This window comes from Lysinibacillus sp. EB106-09-02-XG168 (genome assembly GCF_058791475.1).
Genome location: NZ_JBYTDN010000003.1, coordinates 1,979,034 through 1,995,506, shown reverse-complemented (window position 1 = coordinate 1,995,506; position 16,473 = coordinate 1,979,034). Strand labels below are relative to the sequence as shown.

General features: G+C 35.3%; 15 protein-coding genes. 2 read left to right on the top strand and 13 right to left on the bottom strand.

Annotated features, from left to right (window positions below):
• Window positions 1–4: 4 nt before the first annotated feature.
• The 9 genes from asbD to AC3WSO_RS10440 all read right to left on the bottom strand — a co-directional run bounded on the left by asbD (window position 5) and on the right by AC3WSO_RS10440 (window position 10,746).
• On the bottom strand, window positions 5–262 hold the full coding sequence (gene asbD / locus AC3WSO_RS10480; protein WP_492530566.1) for a petrobactin biosynthesis protein AsbD: 258 nt from the start codon (window positions 260–262) through the stop codon (window positions 5–7).
• Complete coding sequence (locus AC3WSO_RS10475; RefSeq protein ID WP_492530565.1) at window positions 259–1,491, bottom strand: AMP-binding protein; 1,233 nt, start codon at window positions 1,489–1,491, stop codon at window positions 259–261. The genes asbD and AC3WSO_RS10475 overlap by 4 nt, the downstream gene beginning before the upstream one ends.
• 2 nt (window positions 1,492–1,493) lie before the next feature.
• The gene (locus AC3WSO_RS10470) at window positions 1,494–3,248 is read right to left on the bottom strand and encodes an IucA/IucC family protein (RefSeq protein ID WP_492530563.1); all 1,755 of its coding nucleotides are present in this window, start codon (window positions 3,246–3,248) and stop codon (window positions 1,494–1,496) included.
• Complete coding sequence (locus AC3WSO_RS10465) at window positions 3,220–5,043, bottom strand: IucA/IucC family protein (protein ID WP_492530561.1); 1,824 nt, start codon at window positions 5,041–5,043, stop codon at window positions 3,220–3,222. The genes AC3WSO_RS10470 and AC3WSO_RS10465 overlap by 29 nt, the downstream gene beginning before the upstream one ends.
• Window positions 5,044–5,640: 597 nt before the next feature.
• The gene (locus AC3WSO_RS10460) at window positions 5,641–7,119 is read right to left on the bottom strand and encodes an Lsa family ABC-F type ribosomal protection protein (protein ID WP_492530559.1); all 1,479 of its coding nucleotides are present in this window, start codon (window positions 7,117–7,119) and stop codon (window positions 5,641–5,643) included.
• A 538-nt stretch (window positions 7,120–7,657) separates the two neighbouring features.
• Complete coding sequence (locus AC3WSO_RS10455) at window positions 7,658–8,713, bottom strand: Cfr family 23S rRNA (adenine(2503)-C(8))-methyltransferase (RefSeq protein ID WP_492530558.1); 1,056 nt, start codon at window positions 8,711–8,713, stop codon at window positions 7,658–7,660.
• Window positions 8,714–8,860: 147 nt separating this feature from the next.
• Entirely contained in the window at window positions 8,861–9,022 is a 162-nt protein-coding gene (locus AC3WSO_RS10450; RefSeq protein WP_492530556.1) for a hypothetical protein, read from the bottom strand.
• A gap of 264 nt (window positions 9,023–9,286) precedes the next feature.
• Window positions 9,287–9,922, bottom strand: a complete 636-nt coding sequence (locus tag AC3WSO_RS10445; RefSeq protein WP_492530555.1) for a hypothetical protein — start codon at window positions 9,920–9,922, stop codon at window positions 9,287–9,289.
• Between the two features lie 233 nt (window positions 9,923–10,155).
• Complete coding sequence (locus tag AC3WSO_RS10440; protein ID WP_492530553.1) at window positions 10,156–10,746, bottom strand: undecaprenyl-diphosphatase; 591 nt, start codon at window positions 10,744–10,746, stop codon at window positions 10,156–10,158.
• A 306-nt stretch (window positions 10,747–11,052) separates the two neighbouring features.
• Between AC3WSO_RS10440 and AC3WSO_RS10435 the strand changes: the two genes are divergently transcribed.
• Complete coding sequence (locus AC3WSO_RS10435) at window positions 11,053–11,451, top strand: glucosamine 6-phosphate synthetase (protein WP_492530552.1); 399 nt, start codon at window positions 11,053–11,055, stop codon at window positions 11,449–11,451.
• 117 nt (window positions 11,452–11,568) lie between these two features.
• Here the strand turns inward: AC3WSO_RS10435 and AC3WSO_RS10430 are convergent, their stop codons facing one another.
• The 4 genes from AC3WSO_RS10430 to AC3WSO_RS10415 all read right to left on the bottom strand — a co-directional run bounded on the left by AC3WSO_RS10430 (window position 11,569) and on the right by AC3WSO_RS10415 (window position 14,587).
• A complete protein-coding gene (locus AC3WSO_RS10430) occupies window positions 11,569–12,345 on the bottom strand; it encodes a class I SAM-dependent methyltransferase (protein ID WP_492530551.1) in 777 nt (258 codons plus the stop codon).
• A gap of 225 nt (window positions 12,346–12,570) precedes the next feature.
• The gene (locus AC3WSO_RS10425) at window positions 12,571–12,777 is read right to left on the bottom strand and encodes a hypothetical protein (RefSeq protein ID WP_492530549.1); all 207 of its coding nucleotides are present in this window, start codon (window positions 12,775–12,777) and stop codon (window positions 12,571–12,573) included.
• A 309-nt stretch (window positions 12,778–13,086) separates the two neighbouring features.
• Entirely contained in the window at window positions 13,087–13,617 is a 531-nt protein-coding gene (locus AC3WSO_RS10420; protein ID WP_492530547.1) for a GNAT family N-acetyltransferase, read from the bottom strand.
• 106 nt (window positions 13,618–13,723) lie between these two features.
• Complete coding sequence (locus tag AC3WSO_RS10415; protein ID WP_492530545.1) at window positions 13,724–14,587, bottom strand: GNAT family N-acetyltransferase; 864 nt, start codon at window positions 14,585–14,587, stop codon at window positions 13,724–13,726.
• Window positions 14,588–15,283: 696 nt separating this feature from the next.
• On the opposite strand from AC3WSO_RS10415, the gene AC3WSO_RS10410 reads away from it, so the two are divergent.
• Complete coding sequence (locus AC3WSO_RS10410; RefSeq protein WP_492530543.1) at window positions 15,284–16,456, top strand: multidrug effflux MFS transporter; 1,173 nt, start codon at window positions 15,284–15,286, stop codon at window positions 16,454–16,456.
• Window positions 16,457–16,473: the final 17 nt, after the last annotated feature.

Below are 16,473 nucleotides of genomic sequence, written 5' to 3'. Positions count from 1 at the left end.
CCGATTATTCTACCTTTTGCTGTTTTTCTAAAAAGCTTGCTAGTGTTCCTACTGTTTTGAAATCTTTCGGAACGAGAACCTCATCGGGAATGGGAATACCAAGATCCAACTCTATATGAAGAATCAGTTGAAGGACCATAATTGAATCCATATACAAATCCTCATTTAATCGGGCATCTTCATTAAAAGAGGACAGTGTCTGCAACTTTAATGAATTTTCCATAATTTCATAGATGCTCTTAATCAATTGTTGACGCGTCATACTGGTATGCCTCCAAGTTTTTTTCTACTTACTTTTCCATTAGGCAGCTTTTCAATTTCATGAACAAATACAAACTCCACCGGAATTTGATGTGGTGCGAGATATTTCCGGCACCATTCTCTAAGTTCCATATTATCGATTGGTTCACTAGACACATATAGTGCGCATACTCGCTCTCCTGATAAGTTGTCTTGTTTCTTATATACGACAGCTTCGACTATTCTTGGCTCACCCATTAATACAGCTTCAACTTCTTGCGGATACACATTCAAGCCTGCTACATTAATCGTGTCATCTATTCTTGCAAGAAAAGATAGAACATTATCTTCTATATAGCCAAGATCTTTCGTATAAATTGTTTGTGTAGACGATTCAATGATAATTTCGCTCGGTGTTTGTTTGTTACCAGCTGTCACCTTCACATGAGGAAGGGGGTAACCCATTTCTTTCGGATCTTCCACATTAGGGTGAATTGCAACACACCCCGATTCAGAGCATCCATACTGCTGTAGTACTTGGCGTGATTTCTCTCTTAATGATGTCAACCAGCTATGCGGCATCACAGTTCCTGACGTCATCACACGATCAAATTGTTGATCAATAGGTAATAATTTACTTAATGTATAAAGTAACGTTGGAGCCCCATAAAGTATGTGCTTAGGATATTCTTTTAGCTTTTTCAACATATATTTAGGATTACTATTCGTAATAATAACCGGCTTTGCTCCCCTTCTTATGCAAGCTAAGACACCACAGATGAATCCATAAGAATGAGTAACCGGACAAGCAACAACAGAATTTGTCAAGGAATCGACAGGTAACGTCTTCACATAACTTTCAATCTCTTCTTCCACTGAACTCCACGTTCGTTCAATACATTTTGGAGCTCCTGTTGTACCTGAGCTCATTTGAACTAATACTCCTTCTTGGTTATTGGAATGATTTGATAGTTCGATGAAAGAATCGATTGATTGAAACAACAAAAGATGACTACCTGCTGAAGAAGCAAGCCGTACAGATCCCTCTTTTGGCGTCGCTGGATGGATTGGGACAACTGATCCACCTTTTCCGCGAATGTATAAACAAAGAGCTATATATTGGAAAGTATCATCCATACAAATAGCTAGTCTGCGATTATTACACTCCCTTAGATGAGGTAAGCTTTCATATAGCTCAAATTGCTTCTCGATATCTTCTACTGTATAAAATTGATCATTGACATAAAACATCATCATTTCCCCTTTTCATCCGCTTGCGCCAACGTATTGTTGACGATATGTCGAAAAATACCTTCTTCTTGATTTTGAACTTTCTTTGTTAGCAAAGATTCAACATAAATATGTGTGTTAGTATGCTGAAGCTGTTCATTTCTTGAGCATAATGATGGGAAGCGTTCAAAGTGCTTCTGAAGTCCGTTCTTAACTTGACTCCAAAAACATGTTTCTGCAAATCCATACTGCTCTTCTAGCAAATAAGATAGTTCACTTAAATGAAACACGAATAGTGTATCCATAGCTAACTCTCGTAAAGCCTCTACAGAAGACATCCAATAATAATGATCGACAGGTGCATCTTGAAAACGTTCGTGTATCGTTTCAAAGTCTGGAATGAGGCTACTGTCTGCAATGAATTCTTCCATATATTCAATACTGTCGTGGAAATCCCTCAGTACAACTCGAGTTGGCCACCCATTTTGATGTAATAAAATCATATTTTGCGCATGTGCCTCAACAGCAATACCGTGAGCGACAAGCAAGTGCCACACCGGAATAACACTCACTTCAATCAAGCGTTTTACCCACTCCTCCGTTCCATATCGGCAAAGCCAATCATCAATATATGGACGCCCATCTAACTCCATCATCATTAGTACCGTAAACGGTACCGCTTCCTCTTCATCCTTCATATACGTGCGCACACTTTCTCGCCATATTGAGCCAAGCTGACCTTCTAGTTTGCTGCTATGTTTTTTGGGATTCGGTTCAAAAATAATCCCTGCATATTCTTCCAATACAATAAGAGACGCTTCCTTTTGTAAATAGTCGTCTAATTGAATCACCCGTTTAAGCCATGCTGAAATTTGAGGAGCGGCACAAACAGCATGAGAATGCAACTTTCGTAATGAAGAGGTATTCACCATATTCATCGAGCATTTTAATTGCGCCTTTTTTGGATTTGAAAAATTCCATAATGTTCGAACTGATTGAGTTGCCCTATAGTAATCTCCTTTCACATTTAGAGGTATTAGATCTTTTTGCTCCATTAATCTAGCTAGTTCATGTTTCATGTTATGCCATTGCCAAGGATGAACAGGTAAAAACGTATATTCTTCAAATGTTCCATCGAATACCGCAAGCGTTGCAAGAAGGTCTCCCCACAGCAAATGCCCTAGCTCTCTTTTCCAAAAGTTCTCTTCCTCTTCAAGAACAGAAATTCGTACGTAGCATCTTCTCACTGCAACCCATTGAAGGGTAAAAGATTGCTTTGCCTCAGGGCCATAGTTTTTATGGTCGTCGATCGTAAAACCGGTTCTTGATTTAAAACAAGGATGATATGGATGTCCTTCAATGATTTCTGATTCTATTTCCTCATAGCTCGAATTTCTTCTCGACATCGGCATTTGGAGATGATGATCATTCCATTCACATAGCTTACTCGTCAAATGAAGTTCTTTCAGTAACCGAACTTTGTCTTTACGAGTCGAAAGTAATTCATCTACTAGATCCTCAAGTGTTGCTTCTAGTAACGTTTCATCTTTTCCTACTAGAAAAATACTATCCCCCTTTATACGGATGCGATCAAATGCCATTCTTCTCCCTTCACAACGATAGGTGCACTTCTGTCCGACAAGAGTAAAAATTGAAGTCCATTTATCTAGAAATGTTTCTTCATACTTGATTAGTCCTTCAAAAATCATTGCCTCTACAAGTTGCCGCCTTACACGTAGTACTCCTTGTTTAGAAGCTAAAGGCTGTAGTTGCTGCATATTCTGCCTCCTCATGCTGAAGAACAAACGGATTTGGAATTTTCGTGTATACCGCTTGTTCAAGTTCGGCTTCTAGTTCATCTACATCATGAAACCTTGTTAATAAATTTGCTTTGAACGCAAGCTCTTCTTGTTTTAAAATGTTACGAACAAATGCCTTCCCGAAACCTGTAAATTCTTTTTCTAATAAGTGCAATTGATCGATAGACCACTTCAAAAGAATTTTTTCATCGATTAGCTGATCTGCTCCAAACCGGGAAATAATGGGAAACAGTTGATTCATAAACAAATAATATGTAAATCTATCATGAATAAGGGCATCTTCGTAAAATAGCTCAGCTGTTTCATGCAAAGAAGGCTCTATTGAAAGAAGTACTTCTTTATATGTTTTTGATAAGTAATAACCTTGGTTATCACGATAATAATAAGTAGTTGGATAACCAGAAGAAATGTTTAACAGACTATTTTGCTGGTGTGCTTCGAGAGCTATCCCATGCTCATCGTATAATCTTAATAATGATTCAATTGAACATTTCCAATAGACTTTAAACCAATCTAAACTTACACTCTCTAAAGAGCGGAATTCTGATTGAGAGATTTTCGTAATGAGTTGACACAGTTTTGATTGTTCATTTGGCAAGGGCTCCTGCACAAGAGTAGCGATCATGCATATTCCTTCATCATGTCCTTTAGGAAATACGTTTGAGCGAAAAATAACCTCAAACCCTGACTCCGCCTGATTTGGGAACTCTACAGTCATATAGGCTGGGTCATCAATCATCCGGAAAGATGGATGGTTCTGTAAGAAATCAATCTTATTCATTAACCGAGCCATAACAATTCCAGCTTTTAGTTCATGCGTTCTATTTACTCTCAATGAATTCGTTATTTTTACAGGAATTGAAAACTTATACATCATTTCTTCATTTGAGCTATATACCGTTCTAATTGAAGAGGTTGCTGTATAAAATGCCCCAAGCGCACCTTCGTATTTTATCAATCCTTCAGCAATCGCTTCATTTACATACTGTTGCTGCAAAAGCCACTGTGCTTGAAGCGGGTGCATCGGAATGAGGCATTGCTTCTCTGACCTAACAAAATCAGGTTGTGATTTTGTTAAAGACTGAGTAATGAGTTCACTTGCACTTTTTTCTAATACAGAAGACTCTTTCACAATTTTACGGTCGACACGAAAATAGTGAAGTTGGAAAGAACCTTGTAACTCTGGAGCAAAACTCGTTTGTTGCCAATCTGCCATCCCTTGTCTGCTTTTTGGTGTCGGATGAAGCCAATGTCCAAGTAAGAGAGACTGCTCAGCTTCAATAAACGTACAGTTACCTCCATTTTGTTTCTTACCTTCCAAACTCTTTTCAATATAATTTGCCATCGTTTGATAGCTCTCTATTATGCGAAGAATGAGTTCATCAAAATGAGAAGAAAGTCCAAGACATCCATCCGCCTTAGCCATAAAATGTAGTTCCTGAATGAGTGTGATGAGTATCGTTAATTTATCTTCAACAAGCCATTGTTTTTGTTTCGCACAATACTTCAACGAAACACCAAATAAATGTCTTCCAACAAGAGATTTGTATTCCATGCCAAATGCAAAACGTGTGTTTTGGATCGGCAACTCAATCTCTAACATATGTGCCTCTGTAATCAAGATAGATAGTCGCTGTTCTTTTATCCACTCCTCCTTTCTGACCCAATGTCCGCTACTCACCTCTCGTATATAACAATTCATAAACGCCTGAAACGTTGCATTTTCTGCAATCTGTTTAGCTATCTGTTGCATGTAATTAATCATCCTTTCACAAAGCCTTCTCCTTACCAAATGATAATGATTATCACTCATTGATAAAAAAATTAGTCTCCCTAATTAGAAAGACTGATGATAAGAAGTGAATAGAAACAAATGTGTTGCCAAAAACAATTGATAATGATTATCACTTTCAATTACTATTACATATTATAGGAAAGACGGAAATGACTCAACTGTCTAAAGACCTATATGGCAATATAAACCATCGAAATAGGTAAAAGTGTATAAGAATATTTCGTATCTTGTATCACACGCGCACGATTATTAATACGATAGACGCGTTGATAACAAAATATTACAAAAAAACTTAAAAAGAATCGTATGATTTGGAAAAGGTCTGTATGTTATTAATATTCATAGTTATTGATGTGATAATTTTATGCCGTTACTTCGTTTTAATCTTTACTTCGATGTCCATAAACTATTACGTGTAATTGCATATATATACACAAACCCTTTCTTATCAATGAAAGGGGTAACCGATAGTTGGCAATAAATAAAAGAATCCATTTTGAAAAGATTGATCAAAATGGATTCTTCTTTAGAAGGTTTTAGCTTTCATATTATCTTTTACAGCGTTATCGTTTTTGTTGCAACTGTTTGTTGAAATGCTTGATCATGCTCAACAAACACCATTGTCGGATTAAATTTTTGAATCAGCTCTTCAATCTGCATGCGTGAATAAATATCAATAAAATTCAACGGTTCATCCCAAATATAGATATGCGCTTTTTCACATAAACTTTTGGCGATAAGCAGCTTTTTCTTTTGTCCACCTGAATAATGAGAAATATCTTTCTCAAATTGAATTCGATCAAAGTCCATCTTACGTAGGATGGATTTAAATAACGTTTCATCAATCCCATGCTCTTCAATAAAGTCCGATAACATTCCCTTCAAATGAGAAGTATCTTGTTGGACATAGGAAATAATGAGGCCAGAACCTGCATACATCGAGCCAGTATGCTGTATCGGATCTCCATGAATAAGTTTGAGGATACTACTTTTTCCGCTTCCATTTTTTCCATCAAGCACAATTCGGTCACCTTGTTCAAGTTTAAAGCTAATGGGCTTATTCACTATTTGGTTATCGTACTGAACAGACACGTCAGCCAAAACAATCAATTCATTTGAATGAAACGCCAATGATTCTAATTTTAATGACTCGGTTTTTTCCACATTTTTTAGCAGTTTTGACTTTTCCTCAATAGCTTTTTGTTGCCTTGATTCAAGGTTTTTTGCTCTCTTCATCATCTTCGCTGCTTTATGCCCTACAAAACCTTTATCTAACTTTGAGCCTGAATTCGTTGTCCCATTTTTGGAAGCTTCCACTTGATTAGACCAACCGGATGTACGCTTTGAAGACTGTTTTAATCGCCCTATGTCTTTTTGTAGACGCTCATTAGTTGCCTCTTCGTGTTCCTGCTGTCGATCAAAGTTCAGCTTCCAAGAAGAATAGTTACCACTTTGAACTTCAATATTTGCCCTATTTATAGATAAAATATGATCAACACAGCCATCTAAAAAGTTTCGGTCATGTGAAATTAAAATAAATCCTTTTTTCTTCCTTAAATATTCAGAAACCATCTTTCGCGCTTCCGTATCTAGATGGTTGGTTGGCTCATCAATTAATAAAAATTGACCCTCCGTTAAAAAAAGTGCAGCAAGCAACACCTTTGTCTGTTCTCCATTTGATAATGTATGAAAAGGTCGATACATGACCTCGGCATCAACGTCTAAATAGGATATTTCACGAAGAATTTCCCAATCCTCTGCTTGGGGGCAAATTTCTTCCATGATCTCATGCGTATACTTGCTTTTATCCGAAACTGGATAAGGGAAATAATTAAATTCGACCGAAGAATTGATTTTCCCACTATACTCATAATTCCCTAATAATAAATTAAAGAATGTTGTTTTTCCTCGTCCATTTCTACCGATAAATCCAAGTTTCCAATCCGTATCTATTTGAAAGCTTACATTTTCAAAAATATTGTCAAAGCTGCTTGGATAAGAAAAAGTTAAATTTTGAACTTGTATCATTGACATGATAATTCCTCCTTTGTATTCAACACTTTTTACTTTTTATACAAAGTCGGCATATCCATCCATTCTAAATTTCTCCGCATAAGTTTGATGGATATTAACGACTTGTACGGAGCATTACATGCGTAACAATTGTATCTGAATCGCTCATTTCCCTCTCCCCTTTTTTAAATCAATTATGCCTCGGCATAATTACGTCCGAGGGCTTTAACTTCTTTCAGCGGATGTTTTACTGAAAGAGGTTAATGTTTATGAGAGCATAAAAAATCCTCCCAATTAGTATTTGGAAGGATTAGTCTTTCACTTATATTAAATAAGTGTTCTTTTTCGTCATTGGAACCATGACAAATAAAACGTAAACTGATTTATAAAAATGGACAGACTAATCCTATATTTTGTAATTTGAAGTTTGAAGTTGTTCATTTCAAATAAAAATATAGTTTAGTTAATCATCGTCCATTCATCAGTCCTCTCATAATTTGTATTTTTATTTTACCAAATTTTTTTATGAAATACAATTCTGTATCATCTTCATTTCAAATTACTGTTTATTGCTCTTTTGATAATTACCATACAATTGACCACAAGCAGCATCAATATCAATGCCAAATTGACTTCTAATGGTCACATTAATACCGGAGGATTTTAATTTTTTATAAAAAGTCTCAACATGACCTTCATCAACTTCTCCAAATCGTAAAGGAGAACTGACGGTTGGGTTATATCTGATTAAATTCACATGATATAAACGTCCCTCTTTATATCGACCTTTTAATAAATTTACTATTTCTTTCGCATGGTTAATCGAATCATTCACACCAGGTAATAAAATATAAGCGATATATACTTTTCTTGATGTTGTTCGAATATGCTCATCTAATGTATCCATTACATCTACTAATGGATATTTATCATTAATCGGCATTAATTTACTCCGTTGTTCATTAAAAGGAGAATGTAACGAAAACGTCAAATTAACTTGCGGATAATTCAGCGTCATTTTTTTTATACTTGGGATAATACCAATTGTTGAAATAGATATTCTACGAGGGCTTAAAGCAAACAGCGTAGGATCAGTAAGTACATCTAAGGCATCAAAAACTTGTACATTGGCTAACGCTTCACCCATCCCCATAAAAGAAATACTATCAATAGATTGACCTTGTAAGTAAAAATGAAGGATTTGGTCCGTTATTTCATCTGAGGTCAAATTCCTTTTTAACCCAATGTCACCTGTTGCGCAAAATTTACACCCAAAATTACATCCGCATTGAGAAGATATACAAAATGATTCCCACCCAGCTTTATATTTCATAGTGACCGTTTCTATTTTTTCATTTCCTGAAATGCCAAATAATATTTTAGTGACTTGCTCAGAATGTTGTTCTTTTAAAGGAACAACATCTAAAATAGACTCGCCAAATTGCTGAACTAAAACTGCTCTTAACGATTTTGGAAGTACATTCATTTCGTTGAATTTATTTATTCTTTCTTTAAAAATGGCCGTCAATAGTTGCTTCATTCTAAAATCAGGATAATTGTGTTTCTTTAAAAAATCTTTCATTCTTTCATACTTATTGTTTAGCTTTAATTGCATCTCTCTCGTCCTTCCATAAGACTCTCTATTTTTATAGGAGTAAGTAGAAAGGAGTTGTCTATCCCTTAAAAACGAACGCAAAAAAGCACCGCTAAAATTTCCGGTGCTAACTTTAAATAAAATATCCTCAAATAAATAACAAGGACTCTAAGTCATTGCTTTGGCATTTATTTGCCATAGAGGGTAAGCGCCGATTACTGTTTTTATATGGATGTATAGCTTAAAAAAGGACAGACTACTCCCTTTGTCCGCTAAACCATCTCCAATTTTTACGTTTTTACCGAATAGAATTCTAAAAACAGTTAACATTGCTTACACCTCCTTTTGTTAAATTCTTATTGAGTAATCTAACATATAAGCAAATTAATGTAAAGTTTAGTTCGACTTTATTAAAAATTGTCAATCTATGAAATTAAATATTTATGAGAGACTAAAAAATCCTCCTAATTTGCAATTGGAAGGATTTGTCTCTCGCTTATATTAAATAAGTATTCTTTTTTGCTATCGGAACCATGACAAATAAAAAGCAAAAACGGTTTAGGAACTTATTGTTCAATTTTGTTTTATAACGAGTTATAGATAATCTATCATCGTCACGTTCAGACGAGCTAAATCTTCCCTATCTGAAATAGTTTTCATCCATTTAAAAAGCATATTACTACCTTGACTAGCAAGTTTTACTTTTCTGTCATGTTCCTCTTGATTGCCCCACTCTTCATCAAAAGAATGAATCTCTTCAAAATCGCTAACAAAAGAATCACACGCTTCCTCTAAATAACTTGCAAAACTTGGGTAATCTTTCTTATATTCATTTGACTTTATTAATTCTAATATTCGATCAGCTAATTCAACCTCACCAAATGGAATTAAATCTGCAGCTGAATAAGTATATACATCACTTGAGATACCAAAACAAACCTCAACAATATCATCATTTTCTTTAAAGATATCTATTATTTTTTCATGACCAGCATTCCGTCTAATATCGTCGATTATACTACCTGTATACCAATATCCATCTTCTTTGATAAATGTTTGTGCATTTTGAAGTACATATCTCCACATTTCTACAGCTAAATCAACATTAAATACTGATACTCCACAAATAATATCCGAAATTTTCCTATTATGTTTTTCCAAATTCACTTTTAATACGTCGAAGCACTCTACTAAGATTGCCTCTTTATCAGCATTATTTTTACGTGCCATAATAAACACTCCTTACATAATATTTCAACACCATTCCCCATAATACACCAAAATACCCAACTGTTATATAAAATATATAGTACATTTGAAGTCCAATAACACTAAATTTAACAATTCCATTTATCCATAAGGTTTTCACATCCATCAAATAAAGTAAAATTTTGGACAAAATAAAGAGCCACATTAAAATGTGACTCTCGAACTTTGATTTATTAAATTTCCTGTCACAAATCTTAATGGCTGAATTTTGCTAAAAAAGGAATTCGTTTCGTTAGTCTATTATAAATATTGAATAGAATTTGTACGACCGGCTCCAATTTTTTAGAAGACTTAATAATGACTAAACTTGCCCCAAATGACAGAAGGGCTCCGCCAATCACGTCCGCTGGGTAATGAACGCCGACATAGATACGGGAAATACCTACTAGGATAGCCCATACCAAAACAGGATACTTCCACGAGTCTTTTCGTAAAAGCAACGTGCATGCTACAGCGAATACTAATACGGAATGATCGCTTACAAACGAAGAATCATTAGCATGCGGTACTAATTGATGAACACTATATGTGATGAATGGTCTTGCATGATAGGAGAACATGTGAATGAGTGCGTTTAGACCCAATCCAAGTAAACATGTAAAGACAATGTATATAGCAGTATATTGTTTTTCTACCCTTTTTTCTTTGTTTGCAGTAAACCATAAAAATAACATAAATACGATTACGACATAAGGAACGCTATCGGTGATGAAAATCATCCCTTTATCCAGTAAAGGATAGCGCCCCGCTATATCATTAATCCATTGAAATAATCCATAATTCATTTAGTAAATCTCCTTGCATTTAATTTCTAGGTGTTCATTTTATCATGTAACAAGTACTGTCTTTTCAGGTGATCAATGCTCAAACACCATAATCCCAGTGGAATACCTACATACGCTCATAAATGACGTCATTATTAGCCTCATAGTTTCCTATAAATATTTTGAAATAAAAAAACCATTTATCAACAAACAACAAACAAAACGACAAATCTACAATAATAATTCTTAGACTAGAAAATATTATTGTAAGCTAGCAAAAATCAGTATAAAAATGATAAAATATTCTCATAAAGGGGGCTTTAAAATATGGGGAAATTAAGCAAAAGGAACATTCTGTGGATTGTGCCAATCGGGATTCTAGGGGTATTCTGGTATTTTTACGGTCCACAAAAGGACATTACAGATAATGAATATATTACATATGTTAAAAACTATTCATTCGAAAATAGTAATAAAACGTTAGAATCTGGCTTTGCCAACACTTGTAAAAATCCATATTGGGTATATTTTAAAACTCAAAAAGGGCAGGACGTTGTAGAATTTAAAGGAGATTGTCCTATCAATAAAAAAGCTGTAAAAGTGAATGTTCAGTTTTTAGTTGATCGAGATATGACAAATGTGAGATACGGTGCAATGCTCGTCGAAAATAAAATGCAGGAGGAAGCGGATCGAGACAAGTTCATGCTCGCATTAGTTGGCGAATAATAAGATAAAAACTCTCGTTTGAAAAACGAACGAGAGCTTCTTTTTATCGAATCGATGGATAGCTGATTGAGCTACTTTAACGTCGGATAGTTCATCAGAAAGAATCCTTTTTTATAATCATTTCATAGCTTTCCATATAGTCCATCTATCCTTTTCCACTATAGAATTCTCAGTTGAAATAGCCTGATCAATGTATTTTACTAAATCATTTAATTCTTCATCGTCTAATTCGTGTAAAATACTTCTACCTGTTCTTTCCCGTAAATCATTTAACAATTGCTCTTTCAGTTCATACACATTTCTTGTTTCCCATAATTTCATTTCGGTGATTTCACTAAAACCAATTTCCTTAAGAGTTTCAATGACTACCTCACTACTATGTCTGCGTTTAATTTCTTGTTCCTTTAATTTTGGGAAACGTTCAAAGAAATAGCCCCTAATATGGCAGTCATCTCCCTTGAGAAGACAATCTTCTGGTGTCCGATCTTGGATAATGTAGACCCCTTCACCCTCTAAAATTCTATATGCCTCTTGAAAACAAACCTTTACATCTTGGATATGATGTATTAAAGCTCGTTCCAGTACTAACTGAAAGTTGTCATCATCTAAGCCTGTCGCCAATGCATTTCCTTGCTTGAAAGTTATATGATGATATTGTTTACAATTTTCTCTTGCCCCTACGATCATAGCCTCTGAAAAATCCACACCGATCACAGAAGTTACTCCCATATCGGCTAATGCTTTAGCGTAAATTCCTCCCCCACAGCCAATATCTGCAGCCTTATTAATACTCGTGATAGGGACAAGTTCTTTCATTGTTTCAATCCATGAATGGTCAGCATGCCGAGTTGTATAAGTAGTTTGATTGTCCTTATTGTGAAAATCAATTCCCATCTTCATCACTCTTTCTGTTTTTAGTACCAATCTTTCTGGATATTCTTGCTAACACAATTTTACATTTCTTAGATACATAAGTAAAATCAATGTTAATTATAAATCATTATAAGTTATCTTTATCAAAACATTACAGAACATCCTTAAAAACACTTCATCCTTGACAAAAAGCTACTATTCCAACAAAAAAACTCATGCAATTCATTACTTTTTGCATGAGTTTTTTTATTTTACGGACTGGATAATGTTTAGCTCAAGTATTCGAATTTCCTTATTTAGCTTAGCAATGGCTGCTTCTATTTGTTCAAAGCGTTCCAAATGACTTTTACTGACATGTGTAGGTAGAGCTTCTTTTAACGCTGCCTGCCCTGCATATAAAATTTCAAGTAAATCCAACTTTTCAAAATAAGCTGTGCTATATTGTATCTCCATTCAAACAAAGCCCCTTACTGTTACTTTTTCACTACTAATAACGATGCCTTTATTAGCACTATAACCGAAAAAAGCAAACACAAAACCACATCTTAGTCATTATTCATTTTCCAATAAAATGCATATCAATAAAGAAAATATATATCCATAAGTTAATAGAATTATTATTAATAAAGCGGGACTTTAATCAGCAAGGTTTTCCTCATTCCCACTTATTATTAATTGAATGAATCAGGCTTTTACGGGACGTTTGTCTCCCTAGTTAACTTCTTCACTTTTGCCGAATTGCGAGGTAGAAGAAGTGATTCCTTAAACACTGTTTAAAATGGAGTAGACAAATGTATCGTGTGCCAGCCCATTTTGGTACATATAATCTCTAAGAATTCCTTCCTTTTGAAAGCCTATTTTAGTTAGCAGCTTATTGGAGGCTTCATTTTCAATAAATACAACAGCACCTATGCGAGTTAGCCCCATATTTTGAAAGCCATACGACACAATTTCGGTAACTGCTTCTTGCGTATATCCTTTTCGCCAATAATCAGGATGAATTTCATAACCGATTTCTGCTCGTCTATGTATAGGCGACCAGGCATGAAAACCAATTGTCCCGATTATACCCTTTTCTCCCTTTCTTTCAATGCCCCATCTTATTCCTCTTTTTGCAGCAAAGTTCTTTGAAAATAAGTCCACTAAATCTTCTGCTTGCTGTAACTCTATAAATGGTTCTTGTCCGTAATAGCGTGTGACTTCTTCATTAGAAAAACAATTGAAAAGGCTTTGCGCATCATCCTGCGTCAGCTCTCTTAAAATAAGTCTTTCGGTCTCTAAAATTGGAAACAAAAACATCTCCCCCTTTAATTACATTTATTCTCCACACTTCCGTTAAAATCCTTTAATTACAAAAAAGCACACCCAATATAACGTGTGCTCACTTAGTTTATATGTTTTATCCAAAAATTTGTGCAGCTATAGCAAATAGTGTATCATTTCTAATCGGCATTTTTTCAGCATGCAGAATCATCACTGGAGGTTTTTTTGCCTCTGTAAAACCACTTTGCTCTAACCATTTTATAAATTCAGCTTGACCGGATGGTACATCAATTCTTAACTTTCCATTATGATCCCTAGCTAAAGTATTAATGATGAGACTAGCTGTTAGAGAATCAGGCGCAATAATAGGGCCTAAAATTAGATTGAGTGGGCCTAAAATGGACAATCCAAAGCCTATAATTTTCCCATGAGAATCTTTCATAACGATACATTGCTTCGATTGTATTATTCTATTCTGTAGAAAATTACTTCTTTTAACTCCAAAGGCCGCTGCATCTAAGGTGACAATATCGGCAAAATTTTGCTCATAGAAATCTTCAATCGTATACTCGTTACAAGCTAGGTTTTTGTCACTAAAATAGTTGTTATTCAGATATTTATGTACATAATCAACAGTGGCAAAGCCCATTTTCTTATATAACGGTTCACCCTCATCCGTTGCGACGAGCATAATTACCGTATGTTCTGAAACACTTTCAATACATTTTTGAATAGCTAATTTCCCAAGGCCAAGCCCTCTGTAATTTTCATGCACAATAACCATGCCTATGGAAGCTATATTTGAATCATATGCGATAATGGCCGCACTTGAAACAATTTCTCCCTCAGCATTTTTATACCCAAATATTTCACCTGACTTCATCACTGTTCTAATTTCAAATTCATCGTAATCCCACCCGACAGAGTCAGATAGGGCAATTAATCCTGGAATATCATTTTCTTCGTATACTACTAACTGTAATTGATTTAATGTAGTCATTTTCCCTCTCCCAATCAAGAACGTTTGTTTCTATTTTATACGAACCCCCTTTTATGCACAAGTTAAAATTTTTTAAAAATTCAGATTCACTACTAAGAGTTAGTGATGACATTTTTAAACATTGTAATTTGGAAAATGCCCAGGAAGCTTTATTCTGTGTAAAAGCGAAGCGGCAGCTACAAATGTTTTAACTGTGCGAAAGTGAAGCGGCAGCTACAAATGTTTTAACTGTGCGAAAGCGAAGCGGCAGCTACAAATGTTTTAACTGTGCGAAAGCGAAGCGGCAGCTACAAATGTTTTAACTGTGCGAAAGCGAAGCGGCAGCTACAAATGTTTTAACTGTGCGAAAGCGAAGCGGCAGCTACAAATGTTTTAACTGTGCGAAAGCGAAGCGGCAGCTACAAATGTTTTAACTGTGCGAAAGCAAAGCGACAGCACAAAGCGCCCAGCCGAAACGGAAATCAACCAAACGGTATGGTGAGGAACCTAAAAATATTGAAATTTTTTCTATATATGCCTTTTAAAATTATCTAATATCTATATAATAGAAGCTAGACTATGCACTCCTACTTTTAGCATATATAGGTGATTGAAAATGACATCTTATGAACGAATACTTATAATGGTCCCGCCGTTTCCCTAGCTACGTCTACTCTTTTCTAAAGAAGTAGATTTTGCTTGTAGGAGGGCAATAAGTTGAAAAAACATGTAGCACCATCTTTATTATTAATGATTGTTCTTGTAGCTTTTCCACAGATTAGCGAGACAATCTATACACCATCTCTACCTGATATTTCAGATGCATTAAATGCTTCAAATCGATCTGTACAGTTAACTTTAAGTATTTATTTTATAGGGTTTGCTATCGGTGTCTTTTGTTGGGGATGGCTTTCTGATTTTATTGGACGAAGACCGGCCATGCTAGGCGGTTTAATTTTTTATGGAATTGGAAGTTTCATGTGTTTTTACGCAGAAACGATCACTTTTCTATTAGTAAGTAGATTTATTCAAGCTTTTGGGGCAGCGACAGGCTCCATTATTACGCAAACCATTTTGCGAGAAAGTGTATCCGGCAGTAAAAGACATGCGATGTTTGCGCAAATTTCTGCAGTCATTGCGTTTACTCCTGCTGTAGGGCCACTGATTGGTGGTTGGGTCGATCAAGCACTTGGTTTTAGAGCTGTTTTTTTTGTGCTCGTTGCGATGAGTATTTTGTTGTTTATCTATGCTTATTTCAGACTTCCTGAAACAACAGATAAATCAACAAGAAAAAGAACGGCTATTTTTCCAGTTGTAAAAAGAATGATTTCATCTCCACGGGTTCTTGTCTTTGGGTTACTAATTGGTGGGATAAATGGCGTGTTATTCAGTTACTATGCTGAAGCTCCTTTTATCTTTATTGACCATTTCAATTTATCCCCTGGACTTTATGGATTTCTTGGTATAATTGTGGCTCTTGCCTCTATTATCGGTGCCATGATTTCTAAACGACTAGTCAACAAATATCAGCCAGAAAAAGTTATTCATCTCGGTTGTTTGGTCATGACTATCGGGGCATTATTACTACTAATCGTTAGTACATTACCATTGCCTACTGTCGTCTTACTAATAGGCATGTTAATGACCATTTTTATTACATTATTAGGATCGGGAATTGCTCTACCTAATTGCTTAAGCCTTGCTCTTGTCAACTTTCAGGACGTTATAGGGACAGCTGGCGCGATTTTCAGCTTAGGCTATTACTTACTCGTAAGTTGCATAACGTCAGGTATGAGTTTCCTGCATACCGGTTCTTTGATAATTATGCCACTATATTTCTTCATCTTAACGATGATCCTGTTCATTTTCGGAAGAAAATTTATTGATTAAACTATTGTAGCGGGAAT

What these genes read in the sequence shown, in the direction of transcription:
- AC3WSO_RS10415 (WP_492530545.1), bottom strand. Translation starts at nt 14,587, where the DNA reads ATGACTACATTAAATCAATTACAGTTAGTAGTATACGAAGAAAATGAT.
- AC3WSO_RS10430 (WP_492530551.1), bottom strand. Translation starts at nt 12,345, where the DNA reads ATGGGAATTGATTTTCACAATAAGGACAATCAAACTACTTATACAACT.
- AC3WSO_RS10440 (WP_492530553.1), bottom strand. Translation starts at nt 10,746, where the DNA reads ATGAATTATGGATTATTTCAATGGATTAATGATATAGCGGGGCGCTAT.
- asbD (WP_492530566.1), bottom strand. Translation starts at nt 262, where the DNA reads ATGACGCGTCAACAATTGATTAAGAGCATCTATGAAATTATGGAAAAT.
- AC3WSO_RS10460 (WP_492530559.1), bottom strand. Translation starts at nt 7,119, where the DNA reads ATGTCAATGATACAAGTTCAAAATTTAACTTTTTCTTATCCAAGCAGC.
- AC3WSO_RS10475 (WP_492530565.1), bottom strand. Translation starts at nt 1,491, where the DNA reads ATGTTTTATGTCAATGATCAATTTTATACAGTAGAAGATATCGAGAAG.
- AC3WSO_RS10425 (WP_492530549.1), bottom strand. Translation starts at nt 12,777, where the DNA reads ATGGAGATACAATATAGCACAGCTTATTTTGAAAAGTTGGATTTACTT.
- AC3WSO_RS10450 (WP_492530556.1), bottom strand. Translation starts at nt 9,022, where the DNA reads ATGTTAACTGTTTTTAGAATTCTATTCGGTAAAAACGTAAAAATTGGA.
- AC3WSO_RS10455 (WP_492530558.1), bottom strand. Translation starts at nt 8,713, where the DNA reads ATGCAATTAAAGCTAAACAATAAGTATGAAAGAATGAAAGATTTTTTA.
- AC3WSO_RS10445 (WP_492530555.1), bottom strand. Translation starts at nt 9,922, where the DNA reads ATGGCACGTAAAAATAATGCTGATAAAGAGGCAATCTTAGTAGAGTGC.
- AC3WSO_RS10465 (WP_492530561.1), bottom strand. Translation starts at nt 5,043, where the DNA reads ATGCAACAGATAGCTAAACAGATTGCAGAAAATGCAACGTTTCAGGCG.
- AC3WSO_RS10470 (WP_492530563.1), bottom strand. Translation starts at nt 3,248, where the DNA reads ATGCAGCAACTACAGCCTTTAGCTTCTAAACAAGGAGTACTACGTGTA.
- AC3WSO_RS10435 (WP_492530552.1), top strand. Translation starts at nt 11,053, where the DNA reads ATGGGGAAATTAAGCAAAAGGAACATTCTGTGGATTGTGCCAATCGGG.